Origin of the sequence: Cupriavidus sp. L7L (assembly GCF_004353535.1) — a bacterium.
Lineage (GTDB): Bacteria > Pseudomonadota > Gammaproteobacteria > Burkholderiales > Burkholderiaceae > Cupriavidus > Cupriavidus oxalaticus_A.
The window spans coordinates 376,644-396,122 of sequence record NZ_SMNY01000024.1 but is presented as its reverse complement, the minus strand read 5'-3'; the positions used below and the strand labels follow the sequence as shown (position 1 = coordinate 396,122).

Annotated in this window: 23 protein-coding genes; 14 read left to right on the top strand and 9 right to left on the bottom strand. The window is 63.7% G+C overall.

Going from position 1 to position 19,479, the window contains the following annotated elements; genetic code table 11:
* The first annotated feature begins 56 nt into the window (after nt 1-56).
* A complete protein-coding gene (locus E1J61_RS37485; RefSeq protein WP_165971525.1) occupies nt 57-203 on the top strand; it encodes a hypothetical protein in 147 nt (48 codons plus the stop codon).
* Between the two features lie 144 nt (nt 204-347).
* Here E1J61_RS37485 and E1J61_RS24005 read toward each other — a convergent pair whose 3' ends face one another.
* On the bottom strand, nt 348-872 hold the full coding sequence (locus E1J61_RS24005; RefSeq protein WP_133096471.1) for a DUF1643 domain-containing protein: 525 nt from the start codon (nt 870-872) through the stop codon (nt 348-350).
* Between the two features lie 60 nt (nt 873-932).
* Between E1J61_RS24005 and E1J61_RS24000 the strand changes: the two genes are divergently transcribed.
* Nucleotides 933-1,154: a hypothetical protein gene (locus tag E1J61_RS24000; RefSeq protein ID WP_133096470.1), complete on the top strand. Its 222-nt coding sequence runs from the start codon at nt 933-935 to the stop codon at nt 1,152-1,154.
* Nucleotides 1,155-1,279: 125 nt separating this feature from the next.
* On the opposite strand, the gene E1J61_RS37480 is transcribed toward E1J61_RS24000, so the two are convergent.
* Complete coding sequence (locus E1J61_RS37480) at nt 1,280-1,969, bottom strand: hypothetical protein (RefSeq protein WP_165971524.1); 690 nt, start codon at nt 1,967-1,969, stop codon at nt 1,280-1,282.
* Between the two features lie 1,761 nt (nt 1,970-3,730).
* Here E1J61_RS37480 and E1J61_RS23985 point away from each other — a divergent pair.
* Nucleotides 3,731-3,970, top strand: a complete 240-nt coding sequence (locus E1J61_RS23985) for a hypothetical protein (protein ID WP_133096468.1) — start codon at nt 3,731-3,733, stop codon at nt 3,968-3,970.
* A 536-nt stretch (nt 3,971-4,506) separates the two neighbouring features.
* A complete protein-coding gene (locus E1J61_RS23980; RefSeq protein WP_240745881.1) occupies nt 4,507-4,857 on the top strand; it encodes a hypothetical protein in 351 nt (116 codons plus the stop codon).
* Here the strand turns inward: E1J61_RS23980 and E1J61_RS37475 are convergent, their stop codons facing one another.
* Nucleotides 4,858-5,025, bottom strand: a complete 168-nt coding sequence (locus tag E1J61_RS37475; RefSeq protein WP_165971523.1) for a hypothetical protein — start codon at nt 5,023-5,025, stop codon at nt 4,858-4,860.
* Nucleotides 5,026-5,138: 113 nt separating this feature from the next.
* The gene (gene lexA, locus E1J61_RS23975; protein WP_029048697.1) at nt 5,139-5,795 is read right to left on the bottom strand and encodes a transcriptional repressor LexA; all 657 of its coding nucleotides are present in this window, start codon (nt 5,793-5,795) and stop codon (nt 5,139-5,141) included.
* Nucleotides 5,796-6,076: 281 nt separating this feature from the next.
* On the opposite strand from lexA, the gene E1J61_RS23970 reads away from it, so the two are divergent.
* The 8 genes from E1J61_RS23970 to E1J61_RS23935 all read left to right on the top strand — a co-directional run bounded on the left by E1J61_RS23970 (nt 6,077) and on the right by E1J61_RS23935 (nt 12,116).
* A complete protein-coding gene (locus E1J61_RS23970; protein ID WP_133096467.1) occupies nt 6,077-7,069 on the top strand; it encodes an asparaginase in 993 nt (330 codons plus the stop codon).
* Between the two features lie 112 nt (nt 7,070-7,181).
* Nucleotides 7,182-7,556 (top strand): 30S ribosomal protein S6, encoded by a 375-nt coding sequence (gene rpsF, locus E1J61_RS23965; protein ID WP_029048699.1) that lies wholly within the window; start codon nt 7,182-7,184, stop codon nt 7,554-7,556.
* A 77-nt stretch (nt 7,557-7,633) separates the two neighbouring features.
* Nucleotides 7,634-7,933: a primosomal replication protein N gene (gene priB, locus E1J61_RS23960; protein ID WP_133096466.1), complete on the top strand. Its 300-nt coding sequence runs from the start codon at nt 7,634-7,636 to the stop codon at nt 7,931-7,933.
* A gap of 3 nt (nt 7,934-7,936) precedes the next feature.
* On the top strand, nt 7,937-8,215 hold the full coding sequence (rpsR, locus tag E1J61_RS23955) for a 30S ribosomal protein S18 (protein ID WP_006575387.1): 279 nt from the start codon (nt 7,937-7,939) through the stop codon (nt 8,213-8,215).
* A gap of 31 nt (nt 8,216-8,246) precedes the next feature.
* Nucleotides 8,247-8,699: a 50S ribosomal protein L9 gene (gene rplI, locus E1J61_RS23950; protein WP_133096465.1), complete on the top strand. Its 453-nt coding sequence runs from the start codon at nt 8,247-8,249 to the stop codon at nt 8,697-8,699.
* Between the two features lie 185 nt (nt 8,700-8,884).
* Nucleotides 8,885-10,276, top strand: a complete 1,392-nt coding sequence (locus E1J61_RS23945) for a replicative DNA helicase (RefSeq protein WP_063238032.1) — start codon at nt 8,885-8,887, stop codon at nt 10,274-10,276.
* Nucleotides 10,277-10,468: 192 nt separating this feature from the next.
* Entirely contained in the window at nt 10,469-11,095 is a 627-nt protein-coding gene (locus E1J61_RS23940; protein ID WP_029048703.1) for a DUF47 domain-containing protein, read from the top strand.
* 13 nt (nt 11,096-11,108) lie between these two features.
* The gene (locus E1J61_RS23935) at nt 11,109-12,116 is read left to right on the top strand and encodes an inorganic phosphate transporter (protein WP_133096464.1); all 1,008 of its coding nucleotides are present in this window, start codon (nt 11,109-11,111) and stop codon (nt 12,114-12,116) included.
* Between the two features lie 70 nt (nt 12,117-12,186).
* Here the strand turns inward: E1J61_RS23935 and E1J61_RS23930 are convergent, their stop codons facing one another.
* The 5 genes from E1J61_RS23930 to E1J61_RS23910 all read right to left on the bottom strand — a co-directional run bounded on the left by E1J61_RS23930 (nt 12,187) and on the right by E1J61_RS23910 (nt 16,521).
* The gene (locus E1J61_RS23930; protein WP_133096463.1) at nt 12,187-12,858 is read right to left on the bottom strand and encodes a C40 family peptidase; all 672 of its coding nucleotides are present in this window, start codon (nt 12,856-12,858) and stop codon (nt 12,187-12,189) included.
* Nucleotides 12,859-12,905: 47 nt separating this feature from the next.
* Entirely contained in the window at nt 12,906-13,313 is a 408-nt protein-coding gene (locus E1J61_RS23925; protein ID WP_133096462.1) for a hypothetical protein, read from the bottom strand.
* A 129-nt stretch (nt 13,314-13,442) separates the two neighbouring features.
* On the bottom strand, nt 13,443-15,146 hold the full coding sequence (locus E1J61_RS23920) for a PhoH family protein (protein WP_133096461.1): 1,704 nt from the start codon (nt 15,144-15,146) through the stop codon (nt 13,443-13,445).
* 374 nt (nt 15,147-15,520) lie between these two features.
* Nucleotides 15,521-15,985: a peroxiredoxin gene (locus E1J61_RS23915; protein WP_133096460.1), complete on the bottom strand. Its 465-nt coding sequence runs from the start codon at nt 15,983-15,985 to the stop codon at nt 15,521-15,523.
* A 146-nt stretch (nt 15,986-16,131) separates the two neighbouring features.
* Nucleotides 16,132-16,521 carry an Mth938-like domain-containing protein gene (locus E1J61_RS23910; RefSeq protein ID WP_133096459.1) on the bottom strand — a complete coding sequence of 130 codons (390 nt, stop codon included), beginning with the start codon at nt 16,519-16,521 and terminating at the stop codon, nt 16,132-16,134.
* Nucleotides 16,522-16,874: 353 nt separating this feature from the next.
* Here E1J61_RS23910 and E1J61_RS23905 point away from each other — a divergent pair, with 353 nt between their 5' ends.
* Nucleotides 16,875-18,110, top strand: coding sequence for a pyridoxal phosphate-dependent aminotransferase (locus E1J61_RS23905; RefSeq protein WP_133096458.1), 1,236 nt, complete (start codon nt 16,875-16,877; stop codon nt 18,108-18,110).
* Nucleotides 18,111-18,159: 49 nt separating this feature from the next.
* Nucleotides 18,160-19,470, top strand: a complete 1,311-nt coding sequence (locus tag E1J61_RS23900) for a homoserine dehydrogenase (protein WP_133096457.1) — start codon at nt 18,160-18,162, stop codon at nt 19,468-19,470.
* The last annotated feature ends 9 nt before the right edge of the window (nt 19,471-19,479 follow it).

The window sequence follows — 19,479 nt, the reverse complement described above, 5'->3', positions numbered from 1 at the left end:
GCCCTCCAATCTCGCCCCGGTCTCATGTTACTTTTCCGTAACAATGAGGAGAGAACATGGCGGGCGCGAAGGACTGGCAGAAGCTCGAGCACTTGGTCGCGGAAATTCAAGCGCGGTTGGCGCCTGGTGCGAAGGTCACGCACAACGCTAAGTTCCCGGTCTATGAATCGGAGACGCTCCGCCTTGACGCTGCACGGCTCTAGTGTGCCTTGCGTCTGACCATTTTGCTCCGGTCGTAGACCCGCGCTGTAATTGCTAGGTAGGCGTGTAGATCGGGCAGGGTACCGCGCTTGGATTTATGCGTCCCTGTGTTGCGGGGTTGTCTCGATGATATTTCGCGGGTCCGGTCAGGCGGTGTACGGCTGCGGTTGGACTGTGGCCGCGACGTAGAGCGGATGCCTTGGACTGCCGTCATGGTTGAGTCCGAGGTGGTAAAGCAGGTTGCCGCGGCCGCACATGCGGACGATTCGCAGCACTTCCGCCGCACGCGCCGGTGCCGCTCTGTGCGATCCCCACGCGCAGATGACCGTCGAGCAGCCATCGATTGCATCCATGACAGCGCCGTCGTTGCGACCCGGCGGATCTCCGAGCGGATCCGGATGACTCAGCAGGCCATCCGGATCCGTCGATCGTAGTGGGAACAGGTTGACGACTTCGAGCCGACCATACTTGCCGGCCAGCGCGCGCTGCAGGCACCTGGTGATGGTCGGGTCGCTGACGTGGTGGTCGGCCGTCGACGGGTTCAGCATGATGAAGCCGAGCGCTGGGCGGTTGTCGTCCCAGGCGCGCCAGAGGCGGTACCGGTACTGCTCGCAATCCGACAGGATGCATCCGCCCTCACCGTCCAGCGTGGTCTCGATCAGTCGTTTCATAGCGGTTCCTGGGGGATTTGATCATGCTACGATCCTGAGACATTAGAAGTGGAGGCTGCCATGGAAGATGAGCTTTTTGCCACGGACACGCATGTGGCCCGGATAGCGGTTATGGAGACCGCTCCTGGACGGTTCAGAGGGTATGTGTATATCCGCCGTTTGGAAGAAGAGCCGGATGCAGAAGTGCCACACCAAACCGTGGAGGATTTCCCAACTAGAGATGAGGCGAAGGAAGCTGCGACATACCTGGCCACCAGGACGCTGAAAGAACTCGAGTTTTAAGTCTGTCGCTCGACCCTCCTGAACCCCACCACCCACACCGACGGATCGGGCGTCCCGCGCGCCGGCGCCGGTGATCGGGTCCGGCGAAGAGGGGATCCAGGACCAGTTCCTCCTCGACGTCGCCATCAACCCCGATGGCTGTGGCGATGCACGCCATGAACGATCATCAACGGGACACGATTTCTTACAACTGGGGGAGTCGCCCGTCGGTATTCTTGCGGCAAATTCGCCAACCGCAAACGCAGGTCACCATGAAACCCCCTCTCGTGCTCACCGTAGCTACGGCAGCACTTCTCACCGGCTGTGCTGTCGCTCCCTACGATGACGGCTACTACCACGGCGGATACTCGCGCCCATACTACGGCGGAGGTTACTCTGATTGGAGCGGCGCCAGGTACTACGGCGGTAATCGCAAATGGGATGGTGACTGGAATCGCGGCTGGGACCGGGACGAGAAACGCAGCAGGGGCCGCGATTGGAACGACGGTGACAACCGCGGTTGGAATCGTGGTGGAAATCAAGGCGAAAACCGCGGTGAGAAGCGTGGGTGGAATCGCGGCGATGAGCGAGCGGAGAATCGCGGCTCGGACCGCCGCGCCGAGCGTGGCGAAGACAGAAGCAGTGGCCGCGGCGGCAACCGCGCTGATGACCGTGGAGGAAATCGCGGGGGCGACGGCGGTAGAGGTCGAGGCGGAGATCGTGGCAACGATTGACAGGCCTGGAGCGCACAGAAGGTCGCGGATGGAAGCAAATTGCGCCGACTGCTCGCCAAAGGAACGCAAGATGAGGCAATCCAGCTTTCCGTACTTGGTCATGTTTGTTCCTGCTACGTTTGTAAGCGTGCCGGTCTCTGCCGGCTGTCACGCCTGGTTCTCACACGCGCGGCGCTCTGCTCTCGGGGTTTAGTCGTCGCCTTTCTTCAGGCGCTCGAATTCCGCTCGAAGCTCATCCTGTTGCACCATGTCGGGCACGTACCTGACAGGTCTGCGGCGAGGTTCAAGGCTTCCACGGTCGTCGCCTGCTGCAGTCCATGACCTGCGCGAAAGTCAGGGCGTCTTCCTGTGACAGTTGCAGGGCAATCTGATACGAGTAAAGGAGTTGAGCAGGTCATTTACGTCCGGATTGCGCATGCGCAGGCAGATGTCGCGCAACTCCTCGTCCGTGAGGGCCGGCACATCCAGAGGTAGCGCTTTGCTTGGCATGGGCCGTCAGCGCAGGGAAAAACGAATGGTGGTGTCGTCCAGCGCAGCCCAAGCACCGACGGCGAGCCACACCTCAAGGGGGTGATCGATGGCCCACGCCGGGAATTGTCCATCCCTCGTTGTGCGGCATGGCACAGCACTGGTTGACTCTGTTGTGTCGCAAACAGATCAGGGCACGTTTCTTAAATGAAACTTAGGCCTAAGGCTACCGTGACGATGAGGGTCTGCCAGGCGCACCACTGCATCCGGATTGGACCACCAATCTCCTGCTGTGCCTGATGTTGACCCCAGGCAGGTTGCAAGACGCAGGCCGGCCGTAAGGCCGATTTGACAATCGCCGGGGACACACTGTGAGTTCAACCAAAACCGTGCCTTGCTTACTATGCGCTGCACTCGCGCGACGCTGGCTTGACCGACAAGATCGCCTGCGCGGTAGTCAAATATATCGCTGCGCTGCCTGTGGCGGGAGATTCGCAGTTACTGGCGACGCTCTGGGTGCTATCGAGCAGGGGCGTTGGGATGTTCCTGAATTGAAGGCTGCGGTTCGGCAGAACATTGCTTCGGGCGCCCTGCCGCGCATCGAAGATGTTGAAGGTAGGCCCCGCTTGATCGCGGTCGGCCGCCAGGCATCCTGAACTTCGGCGCATGAATTGCGGTGCTATGAGCCAACGTATGTAGCGAAGCTACTGGCAGGCAAGCAGTGGGCGCCGATCGCTCTGAAGGCGCGTGCCGATTTGCGCGTTCTCTGTGGGTAGGCGAGCATGGGGCTCCGTTGCCTCGCAAACATTTCTTGCTCACCTCGGGCCGACACGCGTCGATGTCCTGCAGGGCGAGAACAGCGGCGCTGCTACCCATTGTCGGATCCCTCCTTCTGCCGTCGGGTGTATTCGCTGACCTCGCCGCTTGCACAGAATGGAGTGGGCCTTGGCTGCATAGGCCAAGGCCCGTTTGGGCTACCGAAATTCCCCCGTCAAAACAGATATGAGGCCTTGGCTGCATGGGCCCAAGGCTCTTACTACAGGTCCCCCGTCACATCATATGCCGCATCGCACAAGAGCTTCGTTATGAATTGTGATGCAGCGCACAATATTGTCGCGAGTCACTTTATGGTGCTCGTCGATCGCTTGCTCGGCGCGGTAAGCCGACCAGTAGAAGTGGGAATATCGGCCGTGCCATAAAAAGCCATTCTCCGCTGGACTACTGCGAAGAGACGGCCGAGAAGGGAGGAAATTCCGTTCGTGCGTTTTGCGCTGGCGGGTATGCGACCGAGTGCGGTGACCGAGCAGATGGACGAGGGCGATGAGGCTTGCCGTTGAAGCGGATGGGGCGTTCTTTCATCATGCTAGGATTCCTCTGAAACGATGGGAGCGCGCCATGTCGAGCCATGCCTTGGTCGAAGAAGGGGAGTATTTCTGCCACTGCACGGTCTGGAAGTCGAAATCTGGATCCTGGGAGGCATCGGTATTGTTCGAGCGCAGAATCGATCACGCAAACGAGTTTGTCCCAGGCTTGCGACACAAGATCAAAGCCACGTTCAATAGCGAGGAAGAGGCGATGGCTGAAGCAATTGCTTACGCAAAGGCTTGCGTCGAGAACACTAAGACCGGGCTGTAGCCTCATGCGGCCACTCCGAAGCATTTTGATTCCTTCGCCGACCAACTCGCCATCTCAGGCGCGTTGGCGCTTACCAGTGCTGCCGCCTTACACGCGCGGCGTTTCGGCCAGCTTCCTATGCAGGCGAACTGCACTTGGAGAATCGGAATAGACGGCGGCGCTGCGGCATGCTGCGGACGCTGCGCGAGCGGGACGACTTGGTCTTAAAGGGCTACGATGGGATAAGAGCTTTCGGCAATTCGCTCCATGAGACCTCACATCCCTCATTCCCATCATGCATACCGTACCGGTGATCCGAGGCACGGCTGGCGCCACTATTTGATCCTCGCGGCGGTGGTGCTCGGGCTGGGCCTACTCTTCCTGGCGTGGCCTGGCTAAACGCGCTTGCGCGGAGGGGATGGAGGTCCCTGCGTCATCGTCTTGGACGCTCCTTTCAGTGCCAGCGACGCCCACAATCGATGTGGCTCCTGTACCATACGCGCCTTGCATTCCAAAGGGGTCGTATGTTCTTTCGAGCAGCGGTAATAGGGGCTGGCGTGGCAGTGGCCGCGATGATGGCCGGATGCGCCACCGGCACATCGGAAAAAGATATTCGTGCGCGTCCGCCGATGCGCTTGTTCACGCCGGCAAAAATGGCTGACGTTGCCAAATGCCTGCGCAACAATCTCGGCGACGAAGCCACGATGGTCAACCTGCCGGCACAGAACCAGATGGAAATCCGGATCGGACAGCCGAAGATCAGTGGCGAATTTGCGTATGCCTACCTGATCTCGCTGACCGCCAGGCCGGATGGCACGGCGGTCGAGTTGCGCAAGACCAATACATGGTTCCCGCAGATGACTCCGGAAGAACTGGAGACGGAAACCAAGGCGTGCGCGCGTAGCTGATCAGGCCAGCTTGCTAGTGGTTTCCAGTTCAAGCATCCTGCAGATCGCAGCCATGCTGCCTACCATGGTCCGGCGCTGCGCGCCCTGATAGACGCGCACGCCCTTGCACTGGCGGAAGGGCACCGGCTTGACCGGGCGGCGGGCGGCGACGTGGTGGGTTTGCGGCATGGTTGCACCTCTTTTTCAGGCAAAAGCGGGGTCAACACCCGGCAAGCCGGGCGGCGTCTGCAAAGCAATGGAAGCGGGTGGGTCCGCGCAGGCGAAGCGCCTGCCGTGACCGGCTAGAAGCCGGAGGATCGGATCAGGCCGACCGCGATGCCTTCCAGCGAAAACTCTTCGCGCCCCGGTTCAACGATGATGTTGGCGAAGTCCGGGTTTTCCGCGATCAGCTCGATATGGCCGCCGCGCCGTTGCAGGCGCTTGACCGTGACATCGTCGCCGAGTCGCGCCACCACGATCTTGCCGTTGGGCGCTTCGCTGGCCCGGCGCACGGCGAGCAGGTCGCCGTCGAGAATGCCGGCGTCGCGCATGCTCAGGCCGCGCACGCGCAGCAGGTAGTCCGGGCGTTCATCGAAGACCGAGGCGTCCACCTGGTATTGGCGGTCGATATGTTCGGCGGCAAGGATGGGACTGCCGGCTGCGACGCGGCCAACCAACGGCAGCGTCAGCTGCAAAACGCCGGGGATGGGTAGCGAGAACTGGTCCGGCATTTCCGAGTCGCTGCGCGAAACCTTCAGGCGGATGCCGCGCGAGGCGCCAGGCGTCAGCTCGATCACGCCTTTGCGGGCCAACGCGCGCAGGTGCTCTTCCGCGGCATTTGGCGAGGAAAAGCCAAATTCGGCAGCAATCTCGGCACGCGTCGGCGGGAAGCCGGTACGGCGGATCGTATTGCGGATCAGATCGAAAATCTGCTGCTGCCGGGGTGTCAGGGTCGCCATGGGATCGCCGTTCCGTGCGGGCGCGCTGGGGCAGGGCTGGATGGGCTGCCCAACGGACTGGGCGGTCCCCGAAATCCTGCATCCGGCGGGCCGGGCACTGTATGTTTAAACAGTATGCTGTGATTTTATACAGTATCGGCGTCAGCGCAAGCAGAATTTTTGCTGGCGCGCGTGAACCGATCGGCCTCGGCGCGGGCCATGCCGGTGGAAGTCCGCCGTTACAATCGCGATTCCATCGCCCGGCGCATGTATTCCCTTCTGTTTCCTGAGCCCCAGCACCCATGACCCAATTGCCTCGCATCGTTGTATTGGCTACCGGCGGCACCATTGCCGGCGCTTCCGGCAACCCCGCCAGCAGCGCGCACTACCAGGCGGCCACCGTGCCCGTGTCGTCGTTGCTTGCGGCGGTGCCGGCGCTGCAGTCGGTGGCACGGATCGAAGCCGAGCAGGTGGCGCAGGTCGACAGCAAGGACATGACCTTTGCGCTGTGGGCCGCGCTGGCCGCTCGCGTCGAGCACTGGTCAACGCAGGCGGATGTGGCGGGCATCGTGATCACGCACGGCACCGATACGCTGGAAGAAACGGCGATGGCGCTGCACCTGACCCAGGCGTGCCCGGTCCCGGTGGTGATGACGGCGGCGATGCGGCCGTCCACCTCGCTGTCGGCCGACGGGCCGCTCAACCTGCTCGACGCGGTACGGGTGGCGGCGTATCCGGATGCGCGCGGGAAGGGTGTGCTGGTGGTGCTGAACCAGCAGATCCATGCGGCGCGCGATGTTGCCAAGGCGCATACCTCGGCGGTGGATGCCTTCGTGTCCCAGTGCGGGCCGCTCGGGCTGGTGCAGGACGACTACGTGGGCTTTGCCCGCACGCCCCGGCAGGCATGGGCGATCGGTCCGATGCCGGGCGCATGGCCGGTGGTCGAGATCGTGGCGAGCTACGCGCAGCCGGGCCGGATCGCCGTCGATGCGCTGGTGCAGGCTGGCGTGGCGGGCCTGGTGGTGGCCGCCGCCGGCAATGGCTCGATACACGAAGTGCTGGCGGAGGCCCTGGTGGATGCCGCCGCCGCCGGAGTGGCGGTGGTGCGCAGTTCGCGCACCGGGGCAGGTCATGTGGCGATTCCGGCGCATCCCAGCCCGTCCGATGGCGTTTTTGTCTCCGCCGCGGACCTGAATCCGTATAAGGCGAGGGTACTGCTGGCATTGGCGCTTGCGGCGGATCCTGCGCTGGCACGGGATCCCGTGCGCCTGCAGGCCGCCTTTGCCAAAGCCTGAGCCAGCCTTGCCGCTTGCGCGCCCCGCTGGCGCCGGGCTATAATTTAAGGCTATTCAACCTTGCCACACCGGACTCGTGACGCCCGGGTGGCTAATCCCAAAAGGAGCGTCAATGCGTCATTACGAAATCGTCTTCATCGTCCACCCGGACCAGAGCGAGCAAGTGCCGGCCATGATCGAGCGCTACAAGCAGCTCGTGACCTCGCAGAACGGCAACGTTCACCGCGTGGAAGACTGGGGCCGTCGCCAGATGGCCTACATGATCCAGAAGCTGGCCAAGGCTCACTACGTTTGCCTGAACATCGAATGCGGCAAGGACACGCTGGCTGAACTGGAACACGCCTTCAAGTTCAACGACGCCGTGCTGCGCCACCTGATCGTGCAGACCAAGAAGGCTGAAACCGCTCCTTCGCCGATGATGAAGGAAGTGCAGCGCGAAGAAGCCCGCAAGGCCGCGCAAACGACCACCGAAGGCCAGGCCGCCTGAGTGCGGACTGCGGTGCGCGCCCAGGCTGACCATGTCGGCCCTGGCGGCACGGATGGCAAACGGCAAGAGGCCCCGCGTTGAACCAGCTTCGGCTTGCCGCCACTTTGGCGGAACGCGATGCCCTGCGCTATACCCCGGCCGGAGTGCCCGTCGTGAACTGCATCCTGCAGTACAGCGGCGAGACGGTCGAGGCGGAAACGCCTCGGCAGGTTGAGTTTGCCATCGCGGCAATGGGGATCGGGCCGGTGGGTCAGCGGCTTGAGCGGTTACCGCTCGGCACGCTGCTCGACTGCGAAGGATTCCTCGCCCGCAAGCACCGCAACAGCAAGGCTCTCGTCTTTCACATCACCGGATGTAAAGCATTCGTAAAGGATTGAATCATGGCATTCGTCAAACGTGACAACAAGAACAAGAAGCGCTTCCAGCAACAGAACCCGCTGTTCAAGCGCAAGCGCTTCTGCCGCTTCACCGTGGCTGGCGTGGAACAGATCGACTACAAGGATCTGGACACCCTGAAGGACTTCATCGGCGACAACGGCAAGATCACGCCGGCCCGCCTGACCGGTACCAAGGCCCACTATCAGCGTCAGCTGGATACGGCGATCAAGCGTGCGCGTTTCCTCGCGCTGCTGCCGTACACCGACCTGCACAAGAACTGATAGGCCCTAGGTCCGTAACGGAGAAAACACGATGCAAGTCATTCTGCTGGAAAAAGTCATCAACCTGGGCAACCTGGGTGACATCGTCAAGGTGAAGGACGGTTACGCTCGTAACTTCCTGATCCCGTCGAAGAAGGCGCGCCGCGCCACGCAAACCGCGATCGCCGAATTCGAAGTCAAGCGCGCCGAGCTGGAAAAGGCCGCCGCCGAGAAGCTGGTCGCGGCGCAAGCCGAAGGCGAGAAGCTGAACGGCCTGACCGTCCAGATCAGCCAGAAGTCGGGTGTGGACGGCCGTCTGTTCGGCTCGGTCACCAACGCCGACATCGCCGTGGCCCTGGAAGGCCAAGGCTTCAAGGTCGAGAAGGCTCAGGTTCGCCTGCCGAACGGCCCGCTGAAGATGGTGGGCGACCACCCGATCAGCGTCGTGCTGCACACCGACGTCGTGGTCGACGTGACCGTGTCGGTGCTGGGCGAGCAGGTCTAAGACCCGCTGCAGCGGTGCCGCTGCGCGGCGCCGCCCGAAGCACTGCAAGCAGAAAAGGCAGGAGCCCTGGCTCCTGCCTTTTTTGTTGCCCGCTGGCGCTGGCCGGCAGATGTTGGACGCACGTCCGGCAAATGTCCGGTGTAGTGCGTCCTCCTGCCAGCGTCCCGCCGTTATAATCCCTCCCCATGAACGCGCCCGTCGCCGACCCCCAACTCGACAACCTCAAGGTCCCGCCGCATTCCATCGAAGCCGAGCAGTCGGTGCTCGGTGGCCTGCTGCTGGACAATGCCGCCTGGGACCGCATTGCGGACTTCCTTTCGGAGGCGGATTTCTACCGCTTCGACCACCGGATGATCTTCCAGAGCATCGCCCGGTTGATCTCGGCCACCAAGCCGGCCGACGTGATCACGGTCTATGAAATGCTGCAGGTTGCGGGCAAGGCCGAGGAAGTTGGCGGGCTGGCGTACCTGAATTCGCTGGCACAGAACACGCCCAGCGCGGCCAATATCCGCCGCTATGCGGAAATCGTGCGCGAGCGTGCGGTGCTGCGCAAGCTGGTTACGGTGGCCGACGATATCGCCTCGGCCGCCTTCGCGCCCAAGGGGCGGGAAGTCCGCGAGCTGCTGGACGAAGCTGAATCCAAGGTCTTTGCGATCGCCGAGGAAGGCGCGCGCGGCCAGGCCGGCTTCCAGGAAATCCAGCCGCTGCTGACGCAGGTGGTGGAGCGCATCGACGAGCTTTACCATCGCGACAGCACCAGCGACGTGACCGGCGTGCCCACGGGCTTCGTGGACCTGGACCGGATGACCAGCGGCATGCAGGGCGGCGACCTGATCATCGTCGCCGGCCGCCCGTCGATGGGTAAGACCGCGTTCTCGCTGAACATCGGCGAGCATGTGGCGGTGGAGCAGGGCCTGCCGGTGGCAGTGTTCTCGATGGAAATGGCCGGCACGCAGCTGGCCATGCGTATGCTCGGCTCGGTCGGGCGGCTGGACCAGCACCGGCTGCGTACCGGCCGCCTGCTGGATGAAGACTGGCCACGCCTGACGCATGCCATCCAGCGCATGAACGATGCGCAGCTGTTCATCGACGAAACTCCCGCGCTGAACCCGATGGAACTGCGCGCGCGCTCGCGCCGGCTGGCGCGCCAGTGCGGGCAGCTCGGCCTGATCATCATCGACTACCTGCAGCTGATGTCGGGCTCCGGCGGCGGTGAGAACCGCGCGACGGAAATTTCAGAGATTTCCCGTTCTCTGAAGGGCTTGGCCAAGGAACTCAACTGCCCGGTGATCGCGCTGTCGCAGCTGAACCGAAGCCTGGAACAGCGTCCCAACAAGCGTCCGGTGATGTCCGACCTGCGTGAATCCGGCGCTATCGAACAGGATGCCGACGTGATCCTGTTCATCTACCGCGACGAGGTCTACAACCCCGATTCGCAGGACAAGGGCACCGCCGAAATCATTATCGGCAAGCAGCGTAACGGCCCGATCGGCACGGTGCGGCTGACCTTCCTGGGCCAGTTCACCAAGTTCGATAACTTCACTGGCGGCCCGGCGTTCTTCGACAACGACACCTGACGAAGTCAAGCCGCCTGCAGAGATCGCGCCGCTGGCCGTCTCGTTTGTGCCAAATCGGCGGGCAATGTCCGCGTAACCCTGTAAAATATTGCGCTTTGATGACAGCCGCCGACCCGGCGGCTGTCGTGCTTCGCGTTCAATCCATCTGCAACACATCAGCAGCGCTACACGCGCCGCCTTAAGGAACATTCCATGTTCGGCCGATTCATGCCCACCGAGGGCAAGTTCTTCGAATATTTCAACCAGCACGCCGACTGCGCGGTGACCGCCGCCCACGAGCTCCAGGCCCTGGTCAACGACCTGCCCAACGCCGAGGCCCATGCCCGCCGCGTCCAGGCCACCGAGAAGAAGGCCGACCGGATCACGCACGACACCATCGACCTGCTGCACAAGACCTTCATCACGCCGCTGGACCGCGACGAGATCCACAAGCTCATCACGACCATGGACGATATCCTGGACCTGATGGAAGACGTGGCCGAGACCATCTCGCTGTACGACGTGACCAACCTGACCGAAGAGGCGCTGCGCCTGGCCGCAATCTGCGTGCAGTGCTGCGACCAGGTCAAGATCGCGGTGGGCCTGCTCGAGGACATGGGGAATGCCAGCACCATCCTGAAGACCGCCCAGCAGATCGACCAGCTCGAGTCCGAGGCCGACCGCGTGATGCGCTCGGCGATGTCGAAGCTGTTCCGCGACGAGACCGACGTGAAGCGCCTGATCAAGCTGAAGGCCATCTACGAACAGCTCGAGACGATCACCGACAAGTGCGAGGACGTCGCCAACATCATCGAAGGCATCGTCCTGGAAAACGCCTGAGGCGGCAATCGGCATGCAGACCATTCAAATGAGCCTGTGGGTGATTGCCCTGCTGGTGGCGCTCGCGCTGCTGTTCGACTTCATGAACGGCTTCCATGACGCGGCCAACTCGATCGCCACGGTGGTGTCCACCGGCGTGCTCAAGCCGCACCATGCGGTCGCTATGGCGGCGATGTGCAACGTCGTCGCCATCTTCGTCTTTCACCTGAAGGTGGCGGCCACCGTCGGCACCGGCACCATCGATGTCGGGATCGTCGACCACTACGTCATCTTCGGCGCCCTGGTCGGGGCGATCGCCTGGAACGTCATTACCTGGTACTACGGCATCCCGTCGTCGTCGTCGCACGCACTGATCGGCGGGCTGGTCGGCGCGGCGGTGGCCAAGGCCGGCACCGGTGCGCTGGTTGGCAGCGGTCTGCTGAAGACGGTGGCCTTTATCCTGATCTCGCCGTTCCTGGGTTTCGTGCTTGGCTCGATCATGATGGTGATGGTGGGCTGGACCTTCTTCCGCACCCCGCCGTCGCGTGTAGACCGCTGGTTCCGCCGGCTGCAGCTGGTGTCGGCCTCGCTGTACAGCCTGGGCCATGGCGGCAATGATGCGCAGAAGACCATCGGCATCATCTGGATGCTGCTGATCGCCAGTGGCCACGTGATGGCTGGCGGCCAACCCCCGACATGGGTGATCGTGAGCTGCTATGTGGCCATCGGCATGGGCACGCTGTTCGGCGGCTGGCGCATCGTGCGAACCATGGGGCAGAAGATCACCAAGCTCAAGCCGGTGGGCGGCTTCTGTGCCGAGACCGGGGGAGCGCTGACGCTGTTCTTTGCCTCGGCGCTGGGCGTGCCGGTATCGACCACGCATACGATCACAGGGGCCATCGTCGGCGTCGGTTCGGCGCAGAAGATGTCCGCGGTGCGCTGGGGTGTGGCCGGCAATATCGTGTGGGCCTGGGTGCTGACGATCCCGGCATCGGCCTTCATGGCGGCGATCGCATGGTGGATCGGGCGCCATATCCTGTAACGCAGGGTTGGACGGTCATGCAAAAAGCCAGGCAGCTGCCTGGCTTTTTGTTTGCCCGCGTGCCAGGCGCTCAGCGGTTGGCGAAGGCGGCGATGGGATCGTCGTCGTCGGGCAGCGGGGCCGGTTCCGGTACCGGCGGCGCTGGTGCAGGGGCCGGTATAGCAGGCGGCGGCAGGTTGATCGCGCCGGAAACCACGCGCCGCGCGCCGTTGTAGCGCGAGGCCCAGTATGGCTTGCCCATGTCTTCCAGCCGCACGGTGCCGCCGGACGATGGCGCATGGACAAAGCGGTTCTGGCCGACGTAGATGCCGACATGCGAGTTGGCGCGTCCGGTGGTGTTGAAGAACACCAGGTCGCCGGAGGCGACTTCGCTGCGGTCGAGCGTGGTACCGCGGGTGCCCATGGCTTCGGTGGTGCGCGGCAGGTCCACGCTGGCGGCACGGGATACCACATAGCGTACCAAGCCGCTGCAGTCAAAGCCGGCATCCGGCGTGTTGCCGCCGTAGCGGTAGGGCGTGCCGACCAGCGACATCGCCTGGATCGAGATCTCCTCGAGCCCGGCGCTGGGATCGATCATGGGCTTGCCGGGCGTACGCGGCAAGCTGCCATGGCGAGAGGGTGGGGAGCTGGCGCACGCTGCCAGCAGCAGTGCGGCGGCGCAGAGCAGCGGCATGCCGGCCCGGGCAAGCGGGCCTGGCAGTGCGGGAGGACTGGAAGAGCTAGGGGTACGGGGCAATGGCATCGCTGGATTCCGGTCGCCAGCCTGCCGGCGCACCGGAAGCCTTGACGCTACCAGCGTAGCTGGGCGTTGCGCGTACCGGTGCTGACCTTGATCGACTTGGCCTGGCCCTTGTAACTGGCTTCGATATTGTAGCTGCCTTCCGGCGCACGTATCAGGCAGCGGGGGCCGGCGGCGCGGAAGGTTGCGACCTCCTGTTCGTCGCGTACCAGCTTGACCGCGACGTCGGACAGGAACTCGCCCGCGGCGCCTTGCGTGAACAGGATGCCGATATTGAAATCCTTCTCGCGCGCGGCCAGCGCATCGCGCTCGTCTTCGGCGACACCGCCGCAGACATAGCTGACCGGACCCATGGTGCGGATCACCAGGTCGTCAGCCGCTGCGCGCGCCTGAAGCGGGCCGGCCAGGACCATGGCAGCGCCAATCAGCGCGGCCAGGCGGAGATGCTGTTGGTTCATCGACGCCTCCGGTTGGGGGTGCGGGACAACAAGCGGATGTGCGGACATCATAGCCGCATTGTGCTTGCCGTTCACGACAGCGGGCCGGGGCGCCCGCCCGCAAGGCAGGCGCCCCGGCTGCCGCCCGCGTCAGAGCACGTCGCCGGCGTGGTCGGCCAGTCGCGAGCGCTCGCCGCGCGCCAGCGTGATATGCCCGCTGTGGCTCCAGCCCTTGAAGCGGTCCACCACGTAGGTCAGGCCGGACGAACCTTCGGTCAGGTATGGCGTGTCGATCTGCGCGATATTGCCCAGGCAGATGATCTTGGTGCCGGGGCCCGCGCGCGTCACCAGCGTCTTCATCTGCTTGGGCGTCAGGTTCTGTGCCTCGTCGATGATGACGAACTTGTTGACGAAGGTGCGGCCGCGCATGAAGTTCATGCTCTTGACCTTGATGCGCGAGCGGATCAGCTCCTGCGTGGCGGCGCGGCCCCAGTCGCCGGCGCTGTCGTCGCTCTTCTGCAGCACTTCAAGGTTGTCGTCGAACGCGCCCATCCACGGCTGCATCTTCTCTTCCTCGGTGCCGGGCAGGAAGCCGATGTCCTCGCCGACCGGCACGGTGGCGCGGGTGACGATGATCTCGTTGTAGAGCTTCTGGTCGAGCACCTGCTCCAGGCCTGCCGCCAGCGCCAGCAGCGTCTTGCCGGTACCGGCCTGGCCCAGCAGCGTGACGAAGTCGATGTCGGGATTCATCAGCAGGTTGAGCGCGAAGTTCTGCTCGCGATTGCGCGCGGTCACGCTCCACACATTGTTCTTGTGGTGCGTGTAATCCTTGAGCGTCTGCAGCAGTGCGGTCTTGCCGTTGATTTCCTTGACCTGCGCGTACAGCGGCAGGCTGCCGTCGACCGGTTCCAGGTAGACGAACTGGTTGACCAGGAAGGAAGGCACCAGCGGTCCGGTCAGGCGATAGAACATCGCGCCGGACTTGGGATCCTGCCAGCTTTCCACGCCCTTGCCGTGCTTGGCCCAGAAGTCGCCGGGCAACTGCATGACGCCGGCGTAGAGCAGGTCCTTGTCTTCCAGGACCTGGTCGTTGTAGTAGTCCTCCGCCGGCAGCCCCAGTGCGCGCGCCTTGATGCGCATGTTGATGTCTTTGGACACCAGCACGACCTGGCGCTCGGGGTATTGCTGCTGCAGCGCGCTGACCACGCCCAGGATCTGGTTGTCGGCCTTGCCCTGCGGCAGGCCCTCGGGCAGCTTGATGTCGTTCAGCCGCGTCTGGAAGAACAGCTTGCCCTGCGCGTCGCGGTTGCCGAGCTTCTCCAGCGGCAGGCCCTCGTCGAGTACGCCGTCGGTGCCGCCCACCAGCGAATCGAGCGTGCGGCTGACCATGCGCGCGTTGCGCGCGACTTCGCTCATGCCCTTCTTGTGGTTGTCCAGTTCTTCGAGCGTCATCATCGGCAGATAGATGTCGTGTTCCTCGAAGCGGAAGAGCGAGCTCGGGTCGTGCATCAGCACGTTGGTGTCGAGCACGAACAGCTTGCTCGGGCCTTCGGCCTTGCGCGCGCGGCGCGAGGTGCCGGCCACGGGCTTGACCAGGCTGACCGGCGGCGCGCTGGCCGTGGGCGCGGGCCCGGCCGGGGTCTCGGTGCTGCGGGCGCGGGTACCACCGGCGGCGCGCGCCTTCACGGCAGGCGCCCTGGCCTCGCCGGTTTCCAGCAATGCCACGCGCTCGAGTGCCGGCACAGGTTTCTTCAACTGTGTGGCGGACTTGGCCTTGGGCACCGCGGAGACCGGAGCGAATTCGCTCGGGTCCAGCAATTGGGCAGGCTTGGCGGGCATGGTAGGCAGCGGCATGCTTGGCTTTCCTTTCAGGGGGACGAGAGAGGGGCTAAGGCGTCCGTGCCGCGACGCGCGACTGCGTCGTGGTCATGGGCCGGGGCATGCATGCGCGAGGCACCCGGCGCGGACAGGCGTGAGCGCAAACAAAAAAGCCGCCATGCCTGCATAACAGGGTTGGCGGCTTCTTTGCGGACCGGCGACACGGCAGGTCCGCGACCGGCCTGTGGCGCGAACCGCCTGGGCCGGGAAGTCGAATCAGCGTGGCATCCGGAATCTGAACTCATTACGGGCCAATGTATCCGAAGGTCCCGGGTTTGGCAATTGGGTTTGGCAACCCTTTGCGGCGCCGGCTGTACGCGGTGTCGCAGCCACGCAAAACACGCAGGACCTCAGATGGCGCGCACCAGTTCCAAAATTTCGTCGACATGGTTCGGCACCTTGATGCCGCGCAGCTCGTGCCGCAGGATGCCCTTGCCGTCGATGACAAAGGTGCTGCGCTCGATGCCGCGATACTCCTTGCCATAAAGCTTTTTCATCTTGATGACATCGAACAGTGCGCACACCGCTTCGTCGGCATCGGAGATCAGTTCGAACGGCAGCTCGAGCTTGGCCTTGAAGTTCTCGTGCGAACGGATGCTGTCGCGCGAGATGCCGAACACCTGCACGCCGGCCTTGGTGAAATCCTCGTACTGGTCGCGGAAGTTCATGGCCTCCGTGGTGCAACCCGGCGTGTTGTCCTTCGGGTAGAAGTACAGCACCACCGTCTTGCCGCGGAAGTCGGCAAGGCGGAAGGTGGCGTCGCCGGTCATCGGCGCGCTGAAGTCGGGTACGGCCTTGTTGAGACTGATCGTCATTCTTGTGGCTCCTGGGCAAGGGGCAGGGAGATTCGGGAAGGGGGGGCTGCCACCTTAGCGGGAGCAGATTGGGGCGCGCACCCGGACTTCAAGCGTGGCGTGGGCTCAACTTTGGCGTGGGCGCACCACGCGATCCCGCTTCGACCTCAGGCAGCGCCGGCGGCCGGCTCGATCAGCAGCACCGCAGCCACCTTGCGGCCCTCGGCCATCAGGATGTTGTAGGTGCGGCAGGCGGCCTGCATGTCCATCGCGTCGACGCCCACATGGCGGCGCGAGAGCGATGCGGTCAGGCGCGGGTGCGGGAAGCGCAGGCGCGAGCCGGTGCCAAGCAGCACCACTTCGGGATTGAGTTCGGCCAGCTGTTCGAAATGAGCCGGCTCGAGTTCTTCGAAGCGGTTCACCGGCCAGGGCCGGATTTCGCCCTCGGGCATGACCAGGATCGAGGTGGTGTGGCGGACGAGGTTGATCTCGATATAGTCCGGCCCATAGGCCGTGACGGTATTCAGCGACTGGGGCTGGTCGGCGTGGAGTTTCACTTGGAGGCCTCTGCGGCGGCCGCCGCGGATTGCATGGCCGGCCCGTGGGGCGGAAGGCCGGCAGCGCGGGCGGTCGTGGTGTGACGGGCAGGACAGGCGCAGGGCCGGGCCATGGCCCGCGTTCGCTTGCCGTACGCGCCGGTGGCGTACGCTGCAATGCAAGAATCCCTGCCGAAGTCTGTCATAATCCGATAAATTATAGCTTTTGCCTCCCTGTTTGCCACGCCTGTGCCACGCGCGCGTTGCATGGCAGCGGACGGCGCCTCCGCGTTCTTCCAGATTTAGCCAGGTTTTCTGCCCGGTGCCGCCGACGCGGCACACTATGCCTGCCCGACAGCTTGCCCGACATCGCCGTGAAACCCATCCAGAAATCCAACAAACTCAATAACGTTTGCTACGACATCCGCGGTCCGGTGCTGGAAAAGGCCAAGCAGATGGAGGAAGAAGGGCACAAGATCATCAAGCTGAATATTGGCAACCTCGCCGTATTCGGTTTTGACGCGCCGGAAGAGATTCAGCAGGACATGATGCGAAATCTGCCGAATTCGGCAGGTTATTCTGATTCCAAGGGCATTTTCGCTGCACGCAAGGCGATCATGCACTATACCCAGCAAAAAAATATCGAAGGCGTTGGCCTGGACGATATTTATGTCGGCAACGGCGCCTCCGAGCTGATCGTGATGGCGGTCAACGCGCTGCTCAACACCGGCGACGAAGTGCTGGTGCCGGCGCCGGACTACCCGCTGTGGACCGCCGCGGTCAGCCTGTCCGGCGGCACGCCGGTGCACTATATCTGCGACGAGGCCAACGAGTGGATGCCCGATCCGGCCGATATCCGCGCCCGCATCACGCCGCATACCAAGGCCATCGTCATCATCAACCCGAACAACCCCACCGGGGCGCTGTATTCGGATGAGCTGCTGCTCGAGATCGTCGCCATCGCGCGCGAGCATGGCCTGATCATCTTCGCCGACGAGATCTACGACAAGGTCCTGTACGACGGCGTCACCCACACCTCGATTGCCTCGCTGTCGACCGACGTGCTGACGGTGACCTTCAACGGCCTGTCCAAGAACTACCGCTCGTGCGGCTACCGCGCGGGCTGGATGGTGGTGTCGGGCGACAAGCGCCCGGCCATCGACTACATCGAAGGCCTGAACATGCTGTCGTCGATGCGCCTGTGCGCCAACGTGCCGGGCCAGTGGGCGATCCAGACCGCGCTGGGCGGCTACCAGAGCATCAACGACCTGGTCGCGGAAGGCGGGCGCCTGCGCCGCCAGCGCGACCTGGCCTATGAACTGATCACCGCGATCCCGGGCGTGACCTGCGTCAAGCCCAAGGCGGCGCTGTACCTGTTCCCGAAGCTGGACCTGTCGATGTACCCGGTGCAGGACGACCAGGAGTTCATCTACGAACTGCTGCAGGAGTCCAAGGTGCTGCTGGTGCAGGGCTCCGGCTTCAACTGGGCCAAGCCCGACCATTTCCGCATCGTGTTCCTGCCGCATGAGGAAGACCTGCGCGAGGCCATCGGCCGTATCGCGCGCTTCCTCGAGGCGTACCGGAAACGCCACGGCAAGGCAGCGGCCTGATTTCGCGGGCTGCGCCGCAACCCATCCTTAGCAACTCAGAAGATTGTCCATGAACCCCATCAAAGTTGGCCTGCTCGGCATCGGTACCGTCGGTAGCGGCACGTTCAACGTGCTCAAGCGCAACCAGGAAGAAATTCGTCGCCGCGCCGGCCGCGGCATCGAGATTGCCGTGGTGGCCGATCTCAACACCGAACGCGCGCGCGAACTGACCAACGGGGAAGTGGAGATCGTCAGCGACGCGCACCAGGTGGTGACGCGCCCCGACATCGACATCGTCATCGAGCTGATCGGCGGCTACGGCATTGCGCGCGAACTGGTGCTCAAGGCCATCGAGAACGGCAAGCACGTGGTCACCGCCAACAAGGCGCTGCTGGCCGTGCATGGCAACGAGATCTTCGAAGCCGCGCGCAAGAAGGGCGTGATCGTGGCCTTCGAAGCCGCGGTCGCCGGTGGCATCCCCATCATCAAGGCGCTGCGCGAAGGCCTGACCGCCAACCGCATCCAGTGGATCGCCGGCATCATCAACGGCACCACCAACTTCATCCTGTCCGAGATGCGCGACAAGGGCCTGGATTTCGACGTGGTCCTGAAGGAAGCGCAACAGCTGGGCTATGCCGAGGCCGACCCGACCTTCGATATCGAGGGCGTCGATGCCGCGCACAAGGTCACGCTGATGAGCGCGATCGCCTTCGGCATGCCGGTGCAATTCGACAAGGCGCACGTGGAGGGCATCACCAAGCTGTCCGCCACCGACATCAAGTACGCCGAGGAACTGGGCTACCGTATCAAGCTGCTGGGCATCACGCGCCGCCGCGAAGACGGCGTGGAGCTGCGCGTGCATCCGACGCTGGTGCCGGCCGCGCGCCTGATCGCCAACGTCGAAGGCGCGATGAACGCCGTGCTGGTGCAGGGCGACGCCGTGGGCGCCACGCTGTACTACGGCAAGGGTGCCGGCGCCGAGCCGACCGCCTCGGCCGTGATCGCCGACCTGGTCGACGTGACCCGCCTGCACACCGCCGACCCGAACCACCGCGTGCCGCACCTGGCGTTCCAGCCGGACGAGCTGTCGAGCGTGCCGGTGCTGCCGATCGAAGAGATCAACAGCTCGTACTACCTGCGCATGCGCGTGGCCGACGAGACCGGCGTGCTGGCCGAGATCACCCGCATCCTGGCCGAGGGCGGCATCTCGATCGACGCCATGCTGCAGAAGGAATCGCGCGAAGGCGAGCCGCAGACCGACATCATCATCCTCACGCACATCACGCGCGAGAAGCACGTCAACGCCGCCATCGCCAAGATCGAGGCGCTGTCGACCGTGCTGTCCGACGTGACGCGCCTGCGCATGGAAGAACTGAACTAAGCGCAGCCA